Source organism: Sphingomonas sp., assembly GCF_045810705.1.
Taxonomy (GTDB): Bacteria; Pseudomonadota; Alphaproteobacteria; order Sphingomonadales; family Sphingomonadaceae; genus Sphingomicrobium.
This window is the reverse complement of the sequence record NZ_JBJMVI010000008.1, coordinates 145,252-166,202: the sequence shown is the minus strand read 5'-3', so window position 1 is coordinate 166,202 and position 20,951 is coordinate 145,252. Positions and strand designations below refer to the sequence as shown.

19 protein-coding genes are annotated in these 20,951 nt (G+C 66.5%); 2 read left to right on the top strand and 17 right to left on the bottom strand.

The features are described 5' to 3' along the window. Nucleotides 1-41: 41 nt before the first annotated feature. The 17 genes from ftsA to ACJ8FR_RS04140 all read right to left on the bottom strand — a co-directional run bounded on the left by ftsA (nucleotide 42) and on the right by ACJ8FR_RS04140 (nucleotide 18,060). Nucleotides 42-1,295: a cell division protein FtsA gene (gene ftsA / locus ACJ8FR_RS04220; protein WP_407827365.1), complete on the bottom strand. Its 1,254-nt coding sequence runs from the start codon at nucleotides 1,293-1,295 to the stop codon at nucleotides 42-44. Next, nucleotides 1,295-2,206, bottom strand: a complete 912-nt coding sequence (locus tag ACJ8FR_RS04215; RefSeq protein ID WP_407827364.1) for a cell division protein FtsQ/DivIB — start codon at nucleotides 2,204-2,206, stop codon at nucleotides 1,295-1,297. Before ACJ8FR_RS04215 ends, ftsA begins: the two co-directional genes overlap by 1 nt. Next, on the bottom strand, nucleotides 2,203-3,129 hold the full coding sequence (locus tag ACJ8FR_RS04210; RefSeq protein WP_407827363.1) for a D-alanine--D-alanine ligase: 927 nt from the start codon (nucleotides 3,127-3,129) through the stop codon (nucleotides 2,203-2,205). The genes ACJ8FR_RS04215 and ACJ8FR_RS04210 overlap by 4 nt, the downstream gene beginning before the upstream one ends. Continuing rightward, the gene (murB, locus tag ACJ8FR_RS04205; RefSeq protein WP_407827362.1) at nucleotides 3,126-4,022 is read right to left on the bottom strand and encodes a UDP-N-acetylmuramate dehydrogenase; all 897 of its coding nucleotides are present in this window, start codon (nucleotides 4,020-4,022) and stop codon (nucleotides 3,126-3,128) included. Before murB ends, ACJ8FR_RS04210 begins: the two co-directional genes overlap by 4 nt. Continuing rightward, the gene (gene murC / locus ACJ8FR_RS04200) at nucleotides 4,019-5,428 is read right to left on the bottom strand and encodes a UDP-N-acetylmuramate--L-alanine ligase (RefSeq protein ID WP_407827416.1); all 1,410 of its coding nucleotides are present in this window, start codon (nucleotides 5,426-5,428) and stop codon (nucleotides 4,019-4,021) included. Before murC ends, murB begins: the two co-directional genes overlap by 4 nt. 34 nt (nucleotides 5,429-5,462) lie before the next feature. Continuing rightward, nucleotides 5,463-6,623: an undecaprenyldiphospho-muramoylpentapeptide beta-N-acetylglucosaminyltransferase gene (gene murG, locus ACJ8FR_RS04195; RefSeq protein ID WP_407827361.1), complete on the bottom strand. Its 1,161-nt coding sequence runs from the start codon at nucleotides 6,621-6,623 to the stop codon at nucleotides 5,463-5,465. Next, nucleotides 6,620-7,843, bottom strand: a complete 1,224-nt coding sequence (locus ACJ8FR_RS04190; protein ID WP_407827360.1) for an FtsW/RodA/SpoVE family cell cycle protein — start codon at nucleotides 7,841-7,843, stop codon at nucleotides 6,620-6,622. Before ACJ8FR_RS04190 ends, murG begins: the two co-directional genes overlap by 4 nt. Further along, the gene (gene murD / locus ACJ8FR_RS04185; protein WP_407827359.1) at nucleotides 7,840-9,129 is read right to left on the bottom strand and encodes a UDP-N-acetylmuramoyl-L-alanine--D-glutamate ligase; all 1,290 of its coding nucleotides are present in this window, start codon (nucleotides 9,127-9,129) and stop codon (nucleotides 7,840-7,842) included. Before murD ends, ACJ8FR_RS04190 begins: the two co-directional genes overlap by 4 nt. Next, nucleotides 9,126-10,196, bottom strand: a complete 1,071-nt coding sequence (gene mraY / locus ACJ8FR_RS04180) for a phospho-N-acetylmuramoyl-pentapeptide-transferase (protein WP_407827358.1) — start codon at nucleotides 10,194-10,196, stop codon at nucleotides 9,126-9,128. Before mraY ends, murD begins: the two co-directional genes overlap by 4 nt. Continuing rightward, nucleotides 10,184-11,569 (bottom strand): UDP-N-acetylmuramoyl-tripeptide--D-alanyl-D-alanine ligase, encoded by a 1,386-nt coding sequence (murF, locus tag ACJ8FR_RS04175; protein ID WP_407827357.1) that lies wholly within the window; start codon nucleotides 11,567-11,569, stop codon nucleotides 10,184-10,186. Before murF ends, mraY begins: the two co-directional genes overlap by 13 nt. Further along, nucleotides 11,566-12,981 carry a UDP-N-acetylmuramoyl-L-alanyl-D-glutamate--2,6-diaminopimelate ligase gene (locus ACJ8FR_RS04170; protein ID WP_407827356.1) on the bottom strand — a complete coding sequence of 472 codons (1,416 nt, stop codon included), beginning with the start codon at nucleotides 12,979-12,981 and terminating at the stop codon, nucleotides 11,566-11,568. The genes murF and ACJ8FR_RS04170 overlap by 4 nt, the downstream gene beginning before the upstream one ends. 6 nt (nucleotides 12,982-12,987) lie before the next feature. Further along, nucleotides 12,988-14,706, bottom strand: a complete 1,719-nt coding sequence (locus tag ACJ8FR_RS04165; protein ID WP_407827355.1) for a peptidoglycan D,D-transpeptidase FtsI family protein — start codon at nucleotides 14,704-14,706, stop codon at nucleotides 12,988-12,990. Continuing rightward, entirely contained in the window at nucleotides 14,703-15,464 is a 762-nt protein-coding gene (locus ACJ8FR_RS04160) for a hypothetical protein (protein ID WP_407827354.1), read from the bottom strand. The genes ACJ8FR_RS04165 and ACJ8FR_RS04160 overlap by 4 nt, the downstream gene beginning before the upstream one ends. Continuing rightward, complete coding sequence (gene rsmH / locus ACJ8FR_RS04155) at nucleotides 15,461-16,417, bottom strand: 16S rRNA (cytosine(1402)-N(4))-methyltransferase RsmH (RefSeq protein WP_407827353.1); 957 nt, start codon at nucleotides 16,415-16,417, stop codon at nucleotides 15,461-15,463. Before rsmH ends, ACJ8FR_RS04160 begins: the two co-directional genes overlap by 4 nt. Further along, nucleotides 16,414-16,902 (bottom strand): division/cell wall cluster transcriptional repressor MraZ, encoded by a 489-nt coding sequence (locus ACJ8FR_RS04150; protein ID WP_407827352.1) that lies wholly within the window; start codon nucleotides 16,900-16,902, stop codon nucleotides 16,414-16,416. The genes rsmH and ACJ8FR_RS04150 overlap by 4 nt, the downstream gene beginning before the upstream one ends. A 274-nt stretch (nucleotides 16,903-17,176) precedes the next feature. Continuing rightward, a complete protein-coding gene (locus ACJ8FR_RS04145) occupies nucleotides 17,177-17,902 on the bottom strand; it encodes a hypothetical protein (RefSeq protein ID WP_407827351.1) in 726 nt (241 codons plus the stop codon). Beyond that, nucleotides 17,899-18,060 carry a hypothetical protein gene (locus ACJ8FR_RS04140; protein WP_407827350.1) on the bottom strand — a complete coding sequence of 54 codons (162 nt, stop codon included), beginning with the start codon at nucleotides 18,058-18,060 and terminating at the stop codon, nucleotides 17,899-17,901. The genes ACJ8FR_RS04145 and ACJ8FR_RS04140 overlap by 4 nt, the downstream gene beginning before the upstream one ends. Nucleotides 18,061-18,216: 156 nt before the next feature. Between ACJ8FR_RS04140 and ACJ8FR_RS04135 the strand changes: the two genes are divergently transcribed. Together ACJ8FR_RS04135 and purL are read left to right on the top strand one after the other, a co-directional pair. Beyond that, the gene (locus tag ACJ8FR_RS04135) at nucleotides 18,217-18,555 is read left to right on the top strand and encodes a hypothetical protein (RefSeq protein WP_407827349.1); all 339 of its coding nucleotides are present in this window, start codon (nucleotides 18,217-18,219) and stop codon (nucleotides 18,553-18,555) included. An 81-nt stretch (nucleotides 18,556-18,636) separates the two neighbouring features. Continuing rightward, complete coding sequence (purL, locus tag ACJ8FR_RS04130) at nucleotides 18,637-20,937, top strand: phosphoribosylformylglycinamidine synthase subunit PurL (RefSeq protein ID WP_407827348.1); 2,301 nt, start codon at nucleotides 18,637-18,639, stop codon at nucleotides 20,935-20,937. The last annotated feature ends 14 nt before the right edge of the window (nucleotides 20,938-20,951 follow it).

Sequence of the window (20,951 nt, the reverse complement as noted above, 5' to 3'; positions counted from 1 at the left end):
GTGCCCCTCCCCGACGGATGCGTATCACGGGCGGAAGCCGGCTAGAAGTCACCCTTCATGGCGTGGATCAAGCGGCCGATCATGCCCTTGGGCTGTGGCGATCGGATCACCGGCCCGGCGATGTCGCGGATGTCGCCGCGGCCGCTGGCGGCAAGCAAGGCGAGGCCGACCAGGGTCGAAAAGGCCGGACCGCTATGCGCATCGGGCAAGCCGGGTATCTGCTTCGGCCGCCCGACGCGGACCGAGCGGCCGAGCACGCCCTGCATGTAATCGGCAATGTTCTTGAGCTCCGCGCCGCCGCCGGTCAGCGCGACTTGGCGGCCGACCGGCCCGGTAAACCCCAGCCCCTTCAGCGCGGCTTCAATTTCGTTCGTCAGCTCCTCGACGCGCTGACGGATGACCATCATCAGCTGCGCGCGGGTCATCTTCATCGGTTCGGCGCCCGGCTCCGCGCCGATCTGCGTCGCCTCGATGATCTCGTGGTTGTCGCGCGGCGACGTCATCGCCGAGCCATAGAAGCACTTCAGCCGCTCGGCGTCGCGCCGCTGAACGGCAAACGCCGCCGCGATGTCGTTGGTGATGTCGCGGGCACCGAGCGGGATCGAGCGCAGGCCGACGAGCATGCCGCCGTAATGGACCGAGACGTTGGTCACCTCGGCGCCGAGTTCGACCAAGGCGACGCCAAGCTCGCGCTCCTCGTCGCTCAGGCAGGCCAGCGCCGCCGCGACCGGCGAGGCGACGATCGCGCGAACGCCGAGATGCGCCTGGCGGATCACCGTATCGACATTGCGCAATGGCGAGGGCTCGGCGGCGATGACGTGGATGTCGACACCAAGCCGGTTGGCGTGGAGGCCGATCGGCTGCTGTACCCCCTGCGCCCGGTCGATCGTGTACAGCGCCGGATGAGCGTGGAGCACGACCTGGCCGTTCTTGTCGATCGCGTCCTTACCGGCGCTCATCAGCTGGTCGATGTCGGCTTGCTCGACCGGGTGGCCGCCAAGCTCGGCCTCGACATTGGCGACGTCACTGACGAGGCCGCCGGCGCCGTAGCTCGCCCACACCTCGTCGACCGTCTGGCCCGCCATCCGTTCGGCGAGCTCGACCGCTTCGCGGACCGCATGCTCGCTCGCGGCCATGTCGGTGATGTAGCCGCGCTTGACCCCGCGGCTCTCGCGCTGGCCGGTACCGAGCACGGTCAGCCGGCCTTCATCATCGGGCCGCGCAATGATCGCACTGACTTTGGACGAGCCGATATCAAGCGCCGCGATCGCGGGCCGGTCTCCGGGCTGGGCCATCAGGCCCCCTGCGACGGCGCGGGGGCGAGCGGCTCGCCCGGAGCACGCGGCAGCCGCACGATCATCTTGTCGGGCACCCTGAGGTCGAAGCGGATGATCCCGCGGCCGAGCAACCCGCTTTCCTTGTCGAGGCGCGCGAATTTCACCAGCGCCGCTTTGGCCGGCTCTTCGCCCTCGGGAAGCGCGACCGTCTCACCCGACTGGAAGCTGAGGTCCCAACGACGCAGGCCGACCCACGTCGCCGAGGCGAGCTGAGGCTTGAGCGTCTGCACACTGCCCATCAGCCGGCTGAGCTGCTCTTCCTTGGCATTGGCGCCCGGACCAATCAGCAGCGGCAGATCGGGCATCTTGTCGACCGGCACCCGGTCGAGGACCACGCCCTGGCTGTCGATCAGCGCCAGCCGGCCCTCGTTTTGCCATAGGGCCGCCGGTCGGCGCTCGACGATGTCGATGACCAGCGAGTCCGGCAGGCGCCGCGAAACGCGGGCGTCCTTGACCCAGCCATAGCCGAGCAGCCGGCGGCGGATCGCGGCCACGTCGACGAGCGCCTGCGGCGCTTTCTCCGACCCGGCCTCGGCCGCGGCGCGGCGCAGCTCGTCAGCGACCACCGCGTCGACCACAGCCCGGTTCATGTGGTTGAGCCCGACGATCTGATAGCCGCTGACCCTGAATCCGGCCTCGCCGACGGCGGCGCCTGCAGCGCGCTCGGCCATCGCCGGGATATCAAGCGCGACGAGCACGACCAGCCCGATCGCAAGGACGAATGCGCCGAACACCAGGCCGGCGACCTTGTTGGCGCGGGCCTGGTCGACCGGAAGCCGTTTGGCCAGCTTCTTCGGGACCGAGACCTTGGACGGCTTCTTGGCCTGGGCTCGCGCCGAGCCGCCGCGGCGGACGTGCGCGGCGCTCATGCGAGCGCCTCCTCGATCAGCCGCTCGACCAGCTCGCCGTAGCTGATGCCCTTGAGCTTGGCTTGCTCCGGGACCAGGCTCAGCGGGGTCATTCCGGGCTGCGTGTTGATCTCGAGCAGGTAGATGCCCGCCTCGCCGAGCTCGTCGTCCCAGCGGAAGTCCGAGCGCGACGCGCCCTTACAGCCGAGGAGCTGATGGGCGCGGGCGGCCATGTCCATCATTGCCGATGCGATCTCATAGGGAATTTCGGCCGGACAGATATGCTGCGTCAGTCCGTCGGTGTATTTGGCGTCATAGTCGTAAAAGCCGGCCTTGGGCTTCAATTCCGTGACGCCCAGCGGCTCGCCGCCCATCACCGCGACAGTCAGCTCGCGTCCCTTGATGAACGGCTCGGCGAGAAGCTCGTCGAAATGGAGCCACGGTCCCTCGACGTCCCTGCCGATGGGATTTCCGTAATTGCCTTGCTCGGTGACGATGGCGACGCCGACCGACGAGCCTTCGTTGACGGGTTTGACCACGTAAGGACGTGCGATCGGGTCTTCCTGGAACAGGCTTTCGCTCGAGACAATCTTCCCCGCCGGCATCCGGATGCCATGGGGAACGAGCACCATCTTGGTCAGCTCCTTGTCGATCGCGATGACCGAGGTCTCGAGCCCGCTGTGGGTGTATTTGAGGCCCATCAGGTCCATCATGCCCTGCACGGTCCCGTCCTCGCCGGGCGTCCCGTGGAGCGCATTGAAGACGACGTCCGGATTCAGACCGGCGAGCCGGGCCGCGACGTCGCGGTCCATGTCGAGCTCGGACACATTGGACCAGCCGCGTTCGCGCAGCGCGGAAGCGACTCCGCGGCCGCTCGTCAGCGACACGTCGCGCTCGGACGACCAGCCGCCCATCAGGACGACCACGTGAAGATCCTTGTTCATGTCCGGCCGACCCGTTGAATTTCCCATTCGAGGCTGATGTGGGTTTTCGCCTCGACCCGGCGCCGCACTTCCTCGCCCAGCGCCTCGATCTCCGCGCTTGTCGCGCTACCGAGATTGAGCAGGAAATTGCAATGCTTTTCCGAGACTTGCGCGTCTCCCATTGTGAGGCCGCGGCAGCCCGCCGCGTCGATCAGCGCCCACGCCTTGTGGCCCGCGGGATTCTTGAAGGTCGACCCGCCCGTGCGGCTGCGCAGCGGCTGCGTTTCCTCGCGAGCCCGAGCGATGGCATCCATCTCCGCGCCAATCGCCGCCGGGTCGCCGGGCGTGCCCCGGAACACGGCCTCGATGACCAACGCGCCGGACGGCACCTCGCTGTGGCGGTAGGTGTAACCGAGCTTCTCGAGCGGCCACTCGACGGCCTCGCCCGAGCGAAGCACGATCCGCGCCGAGACGAGGATGTCCTTCACCTCCCGGCCGTACGCGCCGCCGTTCATCCGCACGAACCCACCGACGGTGCCGGGGATTCCGCGAAGGAATTCCAAACCCGCAATGCCCGCGTCGCGCGCGGTAGACGAGACGAGAATCCCGCTCGCCCCGCCGCCGCAACGAAGGGTCGTCTCGTCGACCCGGTCGATCTTCGAAAAGGCCTTGCCGAGGCGCACGACCACGCCCGGAACGCCGCCGTCGCGGACGATGAGGTTGGAGCCGAGACCGAGCGCCATCACCGGCACTTCGGGTTCGAGCTCGCGGAGAAACGCGACAAGGTCTTCCTCATCCACCGGCTCGAACAGCCACTGGGCAGTGCCGCCGCTCTTGAACCAGACCAGCGGCCCGAGCGGTGCGTTGGCGGTCAGCTTGCCGCGGACGACGGGCATGGTCGCGACGGTGCTCATTTGCTCGCCCTCGCCTCGCCAATGCCATCGGCGAGGACCGCGGCCCACTTGGTGATGTCGCCGGCACCCATGCAGATGATCATGTCGCCATCGGCGGCGAGGTCCCGGAGCTCGCGGCACAACTCGTCGAGGTCCTCGACGGTTCGCACCATGCGATGCCCGTGGGCGCGCAGTCCCTCAACCAGCGCGGCGGAATCCACGCCCTCGATCGGCTCCTCGCCGGCGGGATAGACTGGCGTCACGAGCACCACGTCGGCGTCGTTAAAGGCGTTCTGGAACTCGTCCATGAGCGATTGGAGGCGCGTAAAACGGTGCGGTTGCATGACCGCAATCACCCGCTCCTTGGCCCCCTCACGGGCGGCAGCGAGGACCGCGCGGATCTCGGTCGGATGATGCGCATAATCGTCGATGACGATTGCGCCTTCGACTTCGCCGACCTTGGTGAAGCGGCGTTTGACCCCTTCGAAATTTTCAAATCCGGTAACTATTGCCTGATCCGAAACGCCAAGCTCGATCGCGACCGCGATCGCGGCCAGCGCGTTCTGGACGTTGTGGCGGCCAGGGATCGGCACATAGAGCGAAAGGGCGCGGCGCTCACCGTCCCGACCGAGGATCACCGCATCGAACCGGCTGCCCCCCGGGACCGGCGTAACATTGTCCGCGCGAACGTCGGCGAGCGCGGAGAAACCGTAGGTGACGATCCGGCGGTCGCGGATACGGCCGATGATGTTCTGGACCTCGGGATGGTCAACGCACAGGACCGCAAGCCCGTAGAAGGGGACGTTCTCGACGAATTCGACGAAGGCGTCCTTGACCCGCTCGAAGCTCCCGTAATGCTCGAGGTGCTCGGGATCGATGTTGGTCACCACCGCGATCGTGCCGTCGAGGCGAAGGAAGCTGCCGTCGCTCTCGTCGGCCTCGATCACCCACCAGTCGCTCTTTCCCAGGCGCGCGTTGGAACCGTAGCGGTTGATGATGCCGCCGTTGATCACGGTCGGGTCGAGGCCGCCGCTGTCGAGCAATGCGGCGGTCATCGAGGTGGTGGTGGTCTTGCCGTGCGTCCCCGCCACCGCGACGGTCTTTTGCATCCGCATCAGCTCGGCGAGCATCTCGGCGCGCTTGACCCGCGGCAGCCGCCGCTCGGCCGCGGCCTGGAGCTCGGGATTGCCGTCCTTGATCGCGGTCGACCAGACCACCACCGCGGCATCGCCCAGGTTCTCGGGCGAGTGGCCGATGTTGACCGGAATGCCTTCCTTGCGCAGCTTCTCGACGACATAGCTGTCGGCGACGTCCGAGCCCTGCACCTTGTAGCCGAGCTGGTGCATCACCTCGGCGATGCCCGACATGCCGATGCCGCCGATGCCGACAAAATGGATCGTGCCGATGTCGGTGCCCAAAGCCTTCATCATTGAAGGCGTCCAACGCAAAGACTTGCCTTCATCATGCCGGCATCGCCCCGTTGGGAGCTCCGGCGGTCACGCGAGGGCTGAGTGCCGGGCCGACAGCGACCGGTGCGATACCGTTACCGATACGCTCGACCAGGTCCGCCAGGTCGCGCGCCGCGTGCGGGCGGCCGACCGACAATGCGCGCGCCGCGGCATTGTTGAGCGCAACAGGGTCGATCGCCAGTGCCTCGATCTGCCGCGCCAGCACCTCGGGCGTGAAGTTCGCCTGCGCGATCGCGCGCGCGCCGCCCGCCTTGACCAGCTCGCGCGCATTCGCGGTTTGATGATCGTCGGTTGCGGCGGCGAACGGAATCAGGATCGCGGGCCGGCCGGCGGCGCTCAATTCGGCGACGGTCGACGCGCCGGCGCGGCCGATGATCAAATGCGCGTCGGCGAGCTTTGCCGGCATATCCTCGATATAGGTCGTCAGCTCGGCGGGGATGCCGAGCTCGGCATAGAGATTGCGCACGCGTTCAATGTCGTCCGGACGGCATTGCTGCACGACCTGCAGGCGGCGGCGCAGCGACGGCTCGAGCATGCCAAGTCCTTGCGGAACGACCGCGCTCAGGACGCTCGCCCCCTGGCTGCCGCCGGTGACGAGGATCTTGAGCGGCGCAATCTCGTCGAACGCCGGGAACGGCATTTCGCCGAGCCGCGTGATCTCCTCGCGCACCGGATTGCCGATCAGGACCGACTTGCCTTTGTATTTCGGTTTGAGGCGGTCAACCTGGTCGTAAGCGGTGCCGATCGCCGTCGCCTCGCCCGCGAGCAGCCGATTGACCCGCCCCATGACCGCATTCTGCTCGTGAAGCACGGTCGGAATCCGCATCGCACTGGCCGCGAGCAAAGCGGGAAAGGCCGGATAGCCGCCGAAGCCGACGACGGCGTCGGGCATATGCTCGCGGTAGAGGCGCTTCGCTTCCCCCCTGCCCTTCAGCACCGAACCGGCCGCTTTCAGCCAGCCGATCGGCCCGCCGCCGAGCCGTCCCGCGGGCAGGATGTGCACCGGCATGCCTTCGAACAAGCCGGGAAAGCGCGCGCCGCGCTCGTCGGTGATCAACAGCACGCCGTGGCCGCGGCTTTTCAGCTCCGCGGCCAGCGCATGCGCCGGAATCATGTGTCCGCCGGTTCCTCCGGCGGCCAACACAAAGTTCATGTAGTCAGCGACTCCCCGCTCCACTTCACGACATAGGGCGAACGCGTGAGATACGGGTTCCGGCGCGTGAAGGCGAGCAGCAAGCCCATGCCGATCGACAGCGCCAGCATCGAGCTTCCGCCATAGCTGATGAACGGCAGGGTCATACCCTTGGACGGCGCGAGCTGGACATTGACCATCATGTTGATCAGCGCCTGCAGCCCGAACTCGACGGCGAGGCCGGCAGCGGCGAGGATCGAAAAGCTGTTATCCTCGTCGAGCAGCTTGACCAGCACGCGCGCGACGATGCCGAGATAGAGCAACGCGATGGCGAGGCAGGCGATGAGCCCGAACTCCTCGCCGATGACCGAGAAGATATAGTCGGTGTGCGGCTCGGGCAGACCGAACTTGCGCGTCCCGCCCCCCGGTCCCATGCCGAACAGCCCGCCGGCGGTCAGCGTGCGGAGCGCATTCTCGACTTGGAAATTGTCGCCGGTGCCGAACAGGAATTCGTCGATGCGCGTGGTCGCGACGGGGTAGAGGAAATAAGCGAGGATCACGCCGACCACGCCCGCGGCCGCGAGGATTCCGAGCATCCTCAGGCTGACGCCGGCAAGCGCGAGCATCGCCACCCACACCGCGCAGAAGATGATCGTGCTGCCGAAATCGGGCTGCTTCATCAGCAGGAACGCGACAGCGCCGGTCACCAGCGCCGACAGGGGAAACACCGGAAGCGATTTGTCGCTGTCCTTGAGGCTCAGCAGCCAGGCGAGCGAGACGACAAAGAAGGGCTTGAGGAACTCCGACGGCTGCACCTGCCCGAGACCGAAATTGATCCAGCGTTTGGCGCCGTTCACCTCGGGGCCAAGCACCGGCACGAAGATCAGCAGGACGAAGAAGAAGGCCGCGCCGAACAGGCTCAAGCGCCGCGCCCGATCCTTGGGCAGCATCGAAATGGCAATCATCACCGGCACCCCGAGCGCGATCCACGCCAGCTGACGCCAGAAATAATAAAGCTCCGAGAAGTGGACGTTGCCGCCCGAATAGCGCTGGCCCGCGGCGGGCGATGCGGCGGCGACGGCGATCAGGCCGATCGCGATCAGCACCGTGATCAGCAGCAGCAGGACCTTGTCGATCTCCCAGAACCAGCGGCCCATCGCGCTGGTGTCCGAGCGGCCGTAGCGCTCGGGATCGATCAGCGCGGCCTTGGCCTTGATGTGGCCGGAGATGGTCTTGATCATAATGCCCCCACCAAAGCCCTGAACCGGTCGCCGCGGTCCTCGAAGTCGCGGAACTGGTCGAACGACGCGCAGGCCGGCGACAGCAGCACGGTGTCGCCGCTCTCCGCCTCGGCCGCCGCCGCTCCCACCGCCCGTTCGAGCGTTTCGCACTTTGCCACAGCCATGTGCGGCGACAAGAGCGAAGCGAACAATTCGCCCGCTTCGCCAATGGTATAAGCCTTGGCGACATGATCGAAATGCGGTGCGCATTCGTCGAGATTGTCGCTCTTCGCCTGCCCGCCGCAGATCCAGCGGATGCGCTCGAACGCGGCGAGCGCCGGAGCGGTGGCGGTCGGGTTTGTCGCCTTGCTGTCGTTGACGAAGGCGACGCCATCCTTCTCGCGGATGCGCTCCATCCGGTGTGGCAGGCCGGCATACGTGCGGAGCGCTTCCAAAATCGTCTCGTAAGCAACGCCAAGCTCTAGGCAGGCCATCTCCGCTGCGGAGACATTTTGCGCGTTGTGTGGTCCCCTCAAATTCGGGAACTGCGCGACCCAATCAGCCGAGAAGTCTTCTGACCAACTCACGTCCTGCTCGCGTTCGGACACAACGATTGAATCACGGATGGCGACCGAGGCCTCGTCTGTTGGTGCAAAGATCGCCGCATGACCCAGCGACTGCATCTCGAACAGCCGCCCCTTCGACCCAGCATAGGCCTCGAAACTCTCATACCGGTCGAGATGGTCAGGGGTGATGTTGAGCAGCACCGCGACGTCGCAGTCGAGGCTTTGCGTCAGGTCGATTTGGTAGCTCGACAGCTCGAGCACATAGACGCCACCTTCCGGTAGCGGGTCCTGGGCGAGGATCGGCAGGCCGATGTTGCCGCCCATCGTCGTCGGTACGCCCGCAGTTTGGAGGATGTGGTGGACGAGGGCGGTCGTCGTGGACTTGCCGTTGGTGCCGGTGATTCCGACCACCTTGTGCGGAGGCAGCTCGGGCCGGGCGCGGGCGAACAGCTCGATGTCGCCGATGATCTCGACGCCCGCGTCGCGCGCCCGGCTTGCGATCGGATGGCGGTTGAGCGGAAGACCGGGCGTGACGACGAGGCTGTCGAATTGGCTGAGGTCAGCGTCGTCGAGATTGGCGATACGCGTGCCGGCCGGCCCCTTCGTTCGCGCCTCTTCCTTCGCGTCCCAGGCGGTGACTTCGGCGCCGCTCGCAATCAAAGCGGCCGCGGTCGCCAAGCCGGACCGCGCGAGGCCGTAAACCGCATAATGCTTGCCGGCGAAGGCGCGGGCGGTGATCACCTGAGCTTGAGCGTCGAAAGGCCCGCCAGCGCGAGCACGAAGCTGATGATCCAGAAGCGGATCACCACGGTCGGCTCGGACCAGCCAAGATGCTCGAAATGGTGGTGGATCGGGGCCATCAGGAACACGCGTTTTCCGGTGCGTTTGTAAACCGCGACCTGAATTACGACGCTCAATGCCTCGACGACGAAGATGCCGCCGACGATGACCAAAGCGAACTCGTGGTGCGTCGCGACGGCGACCGCACCGAGCGCTCCGCCGAGCGCAAGGCTCCCCGTGTCGCCCATGAAGACCGCGGCGGGCGGCGCGTTGAACCACAGGAAGGCCAGACCGGCGCCGATGATCGCCAGCAACAACACCGTCAGGTCGCCCGCGCCCGGCACGTGCGGGATTCCAAGGTAGGTCGCGAACTTGGCGTTGCCGACGAGATACGCGAACAGCACGAAGGCGAGGCTGGCGATGATCACCGGCATTGTCGCGAGGCCATCGAGCCCATCGGTCAGGTTCACCGCATTGCCGAAGGCGACGATCACGAACGCCCCGAACAATATGTAGAACCAGCCGAGATCGATCACCGTCTCCTTGACGAACGGCAGATGCAACTCGGTGCCGCTGGAGCGCACCATCAACCAGGTCGCGACGCCGGCGATCAGGAATTCGAGGGTCAGGCGCGTCTTGCCGGACAGGCCCGCATGATGGGCCTTCCGTACCTTGTCGTAATCGTCGAGCCAGCCGATCAGGCCGAAGCCGCCCGTCACCAGCAGGCACGCCCAGACGTACGGGTTGCGGAGGTCCATCCACAGCAGGACCGAGATGGCGACCGACGTGAGGATGAGCAGCCCGCCCATGGTCGGCGTGCCACGCTTGGCAAGGTGGCTTTGCGGCCCGTCGCTGCGGATCGGCTGGCCCTTGCCCTGCTTGGCGCGCAGCCAGCTGATGAACGTGGGCCCGAGCAGCAGGCCGATCAGCAGCGCGGTCGCGCTCGCAGCGCCGGCGCGGAAGCTGATGTAACGGATCAGGTTGAGGACGCCGGGGAAGCCGAGCTGCTGGGCAATCAGGTAGAGCATGCCGGCTCCTTTGCGATGCTCTCCACGAGTTTTGCGAGCCCGACGGAATTGCTTGCCTTGACGAGCACCGCGTCGCCGGGGTGCACCAGGTGCCGCAGCCGGTCGGTTGCTTCCTCGACGCTGGCCACCCGATCCACCGCGACGCGCCCGTCGAGCGCTTCGTCGAGCGGCCGCATCTCGTCGCCGATCAGGATGAGACGGTCGATGTGGGCGGAAAGCACCGCCGGCGCGAGGCCGGCGTGGAGCGCTTCGCTGTGCGGCCCGAGCTCGCGCATCGGTCCCAGGACCGCGATTCGGCGGGTGACCTCTTTCTCCGCCCCGAGACTGCCGAGCGTCGCGGCCATCGACGCCGGATTGGCGTTGTAGCTCTCGTCGATAAGCAGCAGCTCGCCGCCCTCGATGCGGATGCGGTGACGCTGGCCGCGGCCTTTGAGGCCGCCCATGTCGGCAAGCGCCAGGCCGGCGAGCGCGACGTCCCCGCCGACTGCCTCGACAGCGGCGAGAACTGCGAGCGCATTCGACACCCAATGCGCACCCGATTGCGAGATCGTGAACGTCAACTCGCGCTCGAGCAAAGCCGCGCTGATCAGGCTCCCGCCGCCTTCGGCGTTGACCGCGTGCACGGCGTGGACGTCGGCATCGCCACGCCCGAAGGTGATGATGCGGTCGGCACGACGCCGCGCCGCCTTGAGCAGGCGGTCGCGGTGAGGTGTGTCGTTGGGCAGGATCGCGATGCCCTTGGGCTCGAGCCCCTCAAAAATCTCCGCCTTCGCATCGGCGATCGCTTCTTCAGTGCCGAGGTTCTCGATGTGGGCCGGCGCAATGGCGGTGATCAGCACGACGTTCGGACGGACCTGCCGGGCCAATGCCGCGATCTCGCCTGGATTGTTCATGCCCATTTCGAGCACCGCATATTCGGCGTCGCGCGGCATGCGCGCGAGGCTCAGCGGTACGCCGGTGTGGTTGTTGTAGCTCTTGACCGAGCGATGGACCTTGCCTGGCCGGTTGCGGTCGAGCGCCGCGTAGAGCGCTTCCTTGGTGCTGGTCTTGCCGACCGAACCGGTGACTCCGAAGACCGTCGCTTGGACGCGCTCGCGCGACGCGCGGCCGAGCGCCTGCAGCGCCGCGAACGTGTCGGGGACGAGGACGTGTGGCCCGCTCACCGGCTGCGAGACGATCGCCCCTGCCGCGCCCGCCGCGAATGCGCCATCGACGAACGTGTGGCCGTCATGGACCGTGCCCGGCATGGCGACGAACAGGTCGCCCGGCTGGACCTCGCGGCTATCGAAGGTGACGCCGGTCACTTGGAACGGCTCGCTTGCGATCCCGCCGGTGGCAGCGGCGATCTCGTCGGACGTCCACAGCACCGTCATGCGGCGCACTCCCGCGCGACCAGCGCATCGTCGAACGGTAGCACTTTGTCGCCGATGATCTGGCCGGTCTCGTGGCCTTTCCCCGCGAGGAGGATGATGTCGCCGGCGCGGGCAACACGGAGCGCTTCGGCGATCGCCTCGCGTCGGCCGGCGACTTCGGTCGCCCCCTTCGCCCCGACCATGATGTCTGCGCGGATGCGTGCCGGGTCCTCGCTCCTCGGATTGTCGTCGGTCACGATCACGAGATCGGAGAGCCGTGTAGCGACCGAACCCATTTCCGGCCGTTTGCCCTGGTCGCGGTCGCCGCCGGCACCGAACACCGTGATCAGCTTTCCCTCAACGTGGGGCCGCAGAGCCGCGATGGCGGCTTCAAGCGCGTCGGGGGTGTGGGCATAATCGACATAGACCGGCACGCCGGAACGGCTGATCACCGCGCGCTCGAGCCGCCCGCGCACCGGCGAGACGCGCTGCATGGCCGAGAAGGTCGCCTCCCAATCGCCGCCGGTTGCGAGCACGAGCCCCGCCGCGGTCAGAACATTGGCTGCCTGATAGGCGCCGATCAAAGGCAGCGCGAGCCGATAGGGCTTGCCGGCATGCTCCAGCTCAACGGTCTGGCCGAGCGCTGTAGGCGACTGGCTCACCAGGCGGATCGTCGTGCCGTGCCGGCCAACGGTGAGAACCTCAAGGCCGCGCTTGCGGGCGCGCTTAATCACCTCGTCCGATTTTGGATCGTCCGTCCAGATAACGGCCTGCCTGCCCGGCGGCAGAAGTTCCTCGAACAGCCGCATCTTGGCTTCGAAATAAGCCTCCATCGTCTGGTGGTAGTCGAGATGGTCGCGGCTGAAGTTGGTGAAGGCGGCCGCAGCGAGCGGGACGCCTTCGGCCCGGTGCTGGTCGAGGCCGTGGCTCGACGCTTCATACGCCACATGGCTGACGCCCATGCGCTCGAGCCCGGCCATGTTGTTGAGGAAGGTGACGATGTCGGGCGTGGTCAGGCCGGTCTTCACCTGCTCGTCCGAGGTCGTGACGCCCAGCGTCCCGATCGAAGCCGAGCGGTGCCCGGACATGCGCCAGATCTGCCGAGTCATCTCGACCGTCGACGTCTTGCCGTTGGTTCCCGTCACCGCGACGACAGTGTCCGGGTAAGGCGCGTAGAATTTTGCCGCCAGCTTGGCGAACAGCCGGCGTGGCTCCGGATCGGCGAGCAGCGGCACCCGCTCGACGTTCACCTCCGGCCCCGCGACCACGGCGACCGCGCCGCGATCCACCGCCGGGGCGATGAAGTCCTCGCCGTTGAACACCGCGCCCTTGAATGCGCCGAACACGCTGCCGCGCGCCACCTTGCGATGGTCAAGGGCGAAACCGGTGACCTCCGAATCCGAGTCCACCTCCGCGAGATCGCGCAGTCTCACGCCGGCTTAATCCTTGGCTTTGTCGTCATGGACGAAGGGCAGCACCTGACTCATGTCCGGCTCGCGGCTCTTGTCGGGATGAACTCCGAGCAATGGCGCGATGCGGCTGACGGCCACGCCGAACGCCGGGCCGATGTTCCACGCGGCCGTATGGAATCCGTAGGTCTCGGCAGTCGCTTTGGGATCGTCGAGCATCATGACCATCACATAGCGGGGCTCGTCCATCGGGAACACACCCGCGAAGCTCGTGACCACCGCGGACGATGTATAGTGGCCGTTGAGCAGCTTTTCGGCCGTGCCGGTCTTGCCGCCGACGCGATAGCCGGGCGCATCGGCCTTTCTGCCGGTGCCCTGGGTGACGACGAGGCGGATCAAGGCCCGCATCTTGTAGCTCGTATCCTCGGTGAAGACGCGGACCCCGCGCGGCACGGGATGGTCGCGGCCGACCTTGAGCAGGGTCGCGGGATGATAAACGCCGCCGTTGAACAAGGTCGCATAGCCGGTCGCGAGATGCAGCGGCGTAACGGCAATGCCGTGGCCGAAGCCGACGGTCATGGTTTCGAACGGGCCCCAGCGCGAACCAGGTGTTAGCGTGCGCCCGCGTTCCTTGAGCTCAATCTGCACGGGAGCGAGGAAGCCCATTTTCCCAAGGAACGCCTTCTGCCGGTTCGCGCCGACCTGGTCGGCGATCTGGGCGGTGCCGATGTTCGAGCTTTCCTTCATGATCTCGGCGACGCTGCAGACGCGCCCAAAAGGATGGGTGTCGTGCACCACGTGGCCGTAGACGTGCAGCTCCTGCGGGCAATTGTAGACCTTGCCGAAGCTCTTGATGATGCCGCTGTCCATCGCCATTGCGACGGTGAACGGCTTGAAGGTCGAGCCGAGCTCGTAGACGCCGAGCGTGGCGCGGTTGAATCGCGCCTCGTCCGACCCCTGCCCCGCCGCATTGGGGTTGAGCTGCGGAAGAGAGGTCATCGCCAGCACCTCGCCGGTATGCACGTCCATCACCACGCCGGCCGCGCCGATCGCCGAGAAGTGGGTCATCGCCTCGAGCAGCTCGTGCTCGAGCGCTTGTTGGACCCGGCTGTCGATCGACAGGGTGAGCGGCTGGCCGCGCGTGGCGGGGCTCGCGAGATATTGGTCGAACGCGCGCTCCATCCCGGCGACGCCGTGTCCGTCGATGTCGGTGTAGCCGATGACATGCGCCGCAAGGCTGGTCTGCGGGTAGAGCCGGTCGGGTTCGCGCTGTATCGCGAGGCCCGGCTCGCCCATCGCATTTACCGCCTCCACAAGCGCGGGCGATGCCCGGCGACGGAGGTAGAAGAAGGGCTTGCCGGACTTCAGAAGCGCGAAATATTGCTCCTCGCTATATTCGGGCATGAGCTCGGCGAGGTGCCGGGCCAACGCCAGCTTGTCGCCGATCACTTTGTTCGGGTGAACCGCGATGGTCCAGGCGTCGATCGTCCGGGCGAGCGGGTCGCCGTTGCGGTCGACGATATCGCCGCGCTCGGGGACGTAGGCTGTGAGCTCTTCCTTCCGCCCGGCATGATCGCCGAACGCCGCGAGATAGAGGATCCGAAGCGCGATGATGGCGACGATTCCGGCGTAGACGAGCATGCCGAACATCAGCCGCTGGTGCATGACCGCGAGCAGTTGGCGGCGCTGGCCGACGAGTCGGAGCCGCTCGGGCCGTGGCGCGACGAGAGCGGGCGACGGTGCGTTCATCTCTCGGCAGTCAGTTCCTTGGAAATGCCGGAATGCCTGGCCGGAAGCGGCGCCAGCGGATCTAGCTTCGCAAGCCGAACGGCCTTTGTCACCGGCCTGACCAACGCGACGGCTGCCTTATCCACCGATTTCTTGGTCGCCACCGAAATGGCCCTGGGCACGGGCTTTTTGACGGTGGGCTGGGCGGCCGCGAGGCCCGGCTTCTCCACGGATTCCTTCTTCGCCGGCTTTGCCGCTGCCGCCGGCCTATCCATGGAGTTGGCGATCGTCTGGGGCAATGCGACGACCAACCGCGCCGGGACCTCGCGCGTCTCGGTTTTCAGGCTCGCCTCATGAAGCAAGGCGTTAGGTGTAATGGCCGCAGGCGCGGCCGAATCGTCCGTCTCCGGCTCGCCGAGGGGCCCTTGCTTCGCCGGCGCAGGAGCCGACGCCAGCACCACTGGCGCCTGGAAGTCGACCTTGTGCTCAGGCTGGGCGAGCCGCGCCAGCTCGAAGCCGCCCTTGAGGAACTGGTCTGCCGACGGCGCAGCCAAGGCGAAGGCGCCCGCATTCCACCGCTCCAGCTGCGATAGCCGCCCGCGCGTGCCGATCTCCGTCTGCAGCACGCGAAGGTCGCGCTGCGCGAGCACGATCTTGGTTTCGACGCCCTCGAGTTGCGCGCGCTCGGAGGCGACGCGGAGCGAAACCAGATAGCAGCCAAGCGCCGCGGCGGCGCAGCTGGCGACCATGAACACGGAGTGGAAGCTGCGGCTACTCATTGGAGGCGCTCCTTGCGAGGTGATGCGGAAGTGCGGACCGCGCTCCGCAGTCGGGCGGAACGCGCGCGCGGGTTTGTCGAAAGCTCGCGCTCGGACGGCGAAACCGGCTTGGCGACGCGCTCGAAGGTCGGCTCGGCGGGGTCGACCAGCGCGGGCCTGTGGCGCGAGCCGGCGGGCGTTGCGCCGCTGCGTTCGCGGAAGAAGCGCTTGACGATCCGGTCCTCGAGGCTGTGGAAGGTGACCACGGCGAGGCGGCCGCCCGGCTTCAGCGCGCGTTCGGCGGCCTCGAGGCCCTGCTCGAGCTCGTCGAGCTCGGCGTTGAGGTGGATCCGGATCGCCTGGAAGGTGCGGGTCGCCGGGTCGGCCTTCTGGCCGGGGCGGAAGCCGGCGGCGCGGCGGACGATCGCCGCCAGCTCGGTCGTGCGCTCAACAGGACGCGCGGCGACAATGGCGCGGGCGATGGCCCGGGCGCGCGGCTCCTCCCCATAGTCGCGCAGGACCCGGGCGATCTCGGCCTCCTCGGCCGTATTCAGAAATTCGGCGGCGGTCAGGCCGGAGCGGCTCATGCGCATGTCGAGCGGGCCGTCCGCCTGGAACGAGAAGCCGCGCGCCGCAGTGTCGATCTGCATCGAGCTGACGCCGATATCGAGCGCGATTGCGTCGACCAGGCCAATGCCGCGCTCATTGAGCACGCGGTCCATCTGGCTGAAATTTTCCTGGATCAGTTCCAGGCGCGAGTCCGGGACGAGCGACCTTCCCGCTTCGATCGCGTCGGGGTCGCGATCGAATCCAATCACTCGTCCCGCGCCCGCCGAGAGCAGGGCGCGCGTGTAGCCGCCCGCTCCGAATGTGCCGTCGACGGCCGTCTCATTGCCGCGAAGAGCGAGCGCGGCGATCACCTCGCTGACCAGCACCGGCACATGTGGGGCCGTTTTTGCGCCGGTGCTGGTCATGAAGCGCCTCGCTCTTCGAGGCGGAAGCGGGCGATGTCCTTGAGGTCCTCCGGAATCCGCGGATCCTTGAGGAGCAGGTCGAGGTTCCAAATCTGGAACGTCTCGCCGGTGCCGAGAAACAGCGCGAGATCGCCGATCTGGCCCTTCTTGCGCATCATCGGGGGCATGAGGATGCGGCCGGAGCTGTCGTAGGGCACTTCCTCGGTGGCGGCGAAGGCCATCAGGTTGCGCTGCTGATAGTCGAGCTGCGCGTCGGGGCTGGTTTCTTCCTTCTCGAGCAGCCGCTCGAGCTTGGCGTGTTTCAGCGCCGCATAAGCGGGGTCGTAGGCGCTGAGGCAGGGAAAGGCCTCATGCTTGGCGAGGACGATGGTGCGGGCGTCGCCGCGACGTTCGATCACGCCGCGCAGGAATGCGGGAATGGATACGCGGCCCTTTGCATCGACCGAGTTCAGCGCACTGCCCTGAAACAGATGCTCTAGCGCCACGCCAAACCACTCCCCGTTCGGAGCGCGCGAGCAATCGACCGCGGATGCGCGCCACCGCGCGCGCCGCGTTCAAATTCGAATCAAAGGGTTAAAGCCCCCGCGCTCCAGCGATGTTGGTAACCCAACGACGTGCGGGATACAATGGGTTTTCATGGGCGAACACGGGATTTCATGGCAAACGGCGGATTACCGCGACTTTTTAGTGGGCGCAGACAGGTCCGTTCTCCTCTTGTTCTGGGCGCCCAAACCTGTGGATAAGTCTGTGACTCGCGAATCACGACTCGAGTCCCGCCAGCTCCTCCATGACTCCGTCGAGATTGTGGCCGGCGGCGCCGCCGAGCGCCTGGACATTCAGCAGATCGGCATCCGCGACGACCGTCGCTCGTCCCTTGCCGACCCGGCATTGGGCGACCAGTCGATCGCCGCTGATCTTGCAGGTGCCGATGAGGCTGCCAGGCGACATGGTCAGCTGGTCATAACCGCCGAGCGTGCGTTTCGCCGGCCCGCGCTGCTCGGGCGCGTCGAGCTTGAGGCCCCAATGGGCGAGCAGACCCGTATCCATGAACATCGGCGGCGGGCGCAGAAGGTCGCCGAGCGGGCGCTTGCTCGGCCATTCGAGCATCGGGTCGGCGAGCACCAGAACCCTGCCTCCGCCGCGCACCCAATCGTCCAGCGCGACCAGATTCTCCGGCGTCTGCGCGAGCGGCTGGGCCATCATCAGCAGCCTGCCGTGAGCGAGCTCCGAAGCGCTGGAGACGCTGATTGGCCTGACGCGGTATCGCGCCTGCAGGCGCTGCAGCGCCGTCGATCCGCCGCCTTTCAGGGAGAAATCCTCGCCAAACATCAGCGGCAAGCTGGTCAGCAGCAGCAATGTCGGGCGCTGGGCCTCCGGTCGGGCCGGTGGCGCCTGGCGACTCTTCGCGCCGAGCGCCAGCGCCGCGCCGACGAAAAGGACAACCGACAGCGTGATGACGACCGCGCGAGCGCGCGCGGCGATCATTTCTTCGCGCTGTTGCTGTTGTTTTCGCTGCTGGCGCCGGGCGCAACGCCAAGTTCCGCGAGCGGCTCGCTCTGTTCGTTGGCGGCCGCCTGCTGCGCCGCATTGCTGACGTCATCGCGGCTCGAACGGCTGATGATGGAACCGAGCAGGACCAGCAAAAAGGCAAAAGCGAGCCCGGTCAGGCCGATGCGAATGCGCTGTGCGCTACTACCCACTTGATACGGCATCGCGGTCGATGAAGCTATGTCCCAGTTCGACAAGATGCAAGGACATGGCCTTGACGCTAGCCCGCGGGCCCGCGATGGGCGCCTGTCATGACTCGCACCATGCTTCTCATCTCGCTTGCTGCCGCCGCAGCGTTAGCCGGCTGCAACAGCAAAGATCACACCATCGTATCCGGACCGCCGGATGACACCACTGACGCGAACAGCGCCGCAAATGCGCCCGTCGCGATGCCGGCGTCGATCGCGTCGAGCAAGTCATACCGCTGCGCGGACAACAAGCTCATCTATATCGACTGGATGTCGGACGGCACGGCGCGGGTGAAAAAAACCCGCGATGAAGTCGGCGCGGCGGTCACGCCTGGAACCAACCTCAAGGGCGATCCGACAGGCGCGACAATCAGCTACAACGGGCAAAGCTGCAAAGCCTAACCCCGACGACCAAAGCCCCCGCAGCGCCGCAACCCGCTGCGGGGGTTTTCACGTACGCGCCCCCGCCTTAGGGACCGCGGCATGGAGGTTCTCGAAGCTTCGCGCATTACGCCGGACATCGTCGCGGAGCATGGGTTCAGCCCGGAGGAGTATGAGCGTGTGCTTCACGCGCTCGGCCGCGAGCCGAACCTGCTCGAGCTCGGTATCTTCTCGGTCATGTGGTCCGAGCATTGCAGCTACAAAAGCTCGCGCGTCCACCTCAAGAAGCTGCCTACCGAGGCGCCGTGGGTGATCTGCGGCCCGGGCGAGAATGCCGGCGTGATCGACATCGGCGACGGCGACGCGGCGATCTTCAAGATGGAGAGCCACAACCACCCCTCGTACATCGAGCCCTATCAGGGCGCGGCGACGGGCGTGGGCGGCATCCTGCGGGACGTGTTCACAATGGGCGCGCGGCCCATCGCGAACCTCAACGCGCTGCGCTTCGGCCGGCCCGACCATCCCAAGACCCGGCACCTGGTCGCGGGCGTGGTCGCCGGGATCGGCGGGTACGGCAATTGCGTCGGGGTGCCGACGGTGGGCGGGGAGGTGAACTTCGACGCCGCCTATGACGGCAACATCCTCGTCAATGCGATGACTGTCGGCGTGGCGAAGCAGGACAAGATTTTCTATTCGGCAGCTGCGGGCATCGGAAACCCGGTGGTCTATGTCGGCTCAAAGACCGGCCGCGACGGGATCCACGGCGCGACCATGGCGTCGGCCGATTTCTCGGAGGATAGCGAAGAGAAGCGCCCGACGGTCCAGGTGGGCGACCCGTTCACCGAGAAATTGCTCATCGAAGCCTGCCTCGAGCTGATGGCGTCGGACGCGATCGTCGCCATCCAGGACATGGGCGCGGCCGGCCTGACCTCGTCGAGCGTGGAGATGGCGAGCAAAGGCGGCGTCGGCATTCGGCTCGACATGAACAAGGTCCCGTGCCGCGAGACGGGCATGACGCCGTACGAGATGATGCTCTCGGAGAGCCAGGAACGCATGCTGATGGTCCTGAAGCCCGGCCGCGAGGCCGAGGCCGAGGCGATCTTCCGTAAGTGGGAGCTGGATTTCGCGGTGATCGGCACCGTCACCGACACCGGCCGCATGGAGCTGGTGTGGAACGGGAAAACGGTCGCCGACATCCCGCTCGATCCACTCGCCGACGAGGCGCCGCTGTACGAACGCCCCTACGCCATCCCGAAGGCGCCCGAGCCGCTGAGCGACATCCCGGAGAGCACGGATATTGCGGCGGACCTGTTGAAGCTGATGGCCTCGCCGGCCCTAGCCAGCCGCCGGTGGGTGTGGGAGCAATATGATCAGTCGGTCGGCGGCAACACCGTCCAGCGCCCCGGCGGCGACGCCGCGGTGGTGCGCGTGCACGGCTCAAAGAAGGCGCTGGCGATCACTACCGACTGCACGCCGCGTTATTGTTATGCCGACCCTTACGAGGGCGGGAAGCAGGCGGTCGCGGAAGCCTATCGCAACCTCTGCGCGGTCGGCGCCAGGCCACTGGCAATCACCAACTGCCTCAACTTGGGCAACCCGCAGCGGCCCGAGATCATGGGCCAGCTGGTCGGCTGCATCGAGGGCATGGCCGAGGCCTGCCGCGCGCTCGACTTCCCTGTCGTGAGTGGGAATGTGTCGCTCTACAACGAGACTAAAGCCGACGACGGCTCAAGCCTCGCGATCCTCCCCACCCCCGCCATCGGCGGCGTCGGCCTGCTCGATGATTGGGAGAAGAGCGCTACGATTAGCTTCAAAGCGGAGGGTGAGGCGCTGTGGCTGATCGGGAGTGAATGCGCGCACCTCGGACAATCCATGTGGCTCAGCGAGTGCAAAGGCCGACTCGAAGGCACGCCGCCATCGGTCGACCTACAAGCCGAACGGGCGGCCGGTGAACTTGTCCGGCGACTGATCGATCAGCAACTTGTAACCGCCGTCCATGATGTCTCGGATGGGGGAGTACTTGTCGCGATCGCAGAAATGGCGCTGGCTGGGGACTTGGGCATAGATATCGAACCGGAGTGGATGACTGAGGCGGTGGGGGCCCAAACAGTCCGAGGTCTTCCAGAATCCACTTTGACACAGCTGATCCCGCACATGTTCGGGGAGGATCAGGGCCGATACCTAGTCACTGCTTCTCACTTAGAGGACTACCGCGCTCTTGGAGCCGCTCAGGCGGCTGGTGTGCGCTGTCGATACATGGGCCGCGTGGGGGGCGACACGATCTGCATCGGCGATTGTGGGGGCGGAGTGACTTTTGGCGAAGTCTCACTCGCCGACCTCCGCGCCGCGCACGACGGGTTCTTCCCCAAGCTGATGGGAAGCGAGCTAACTCCGGAATTCTGAGCCACGACAGGGGG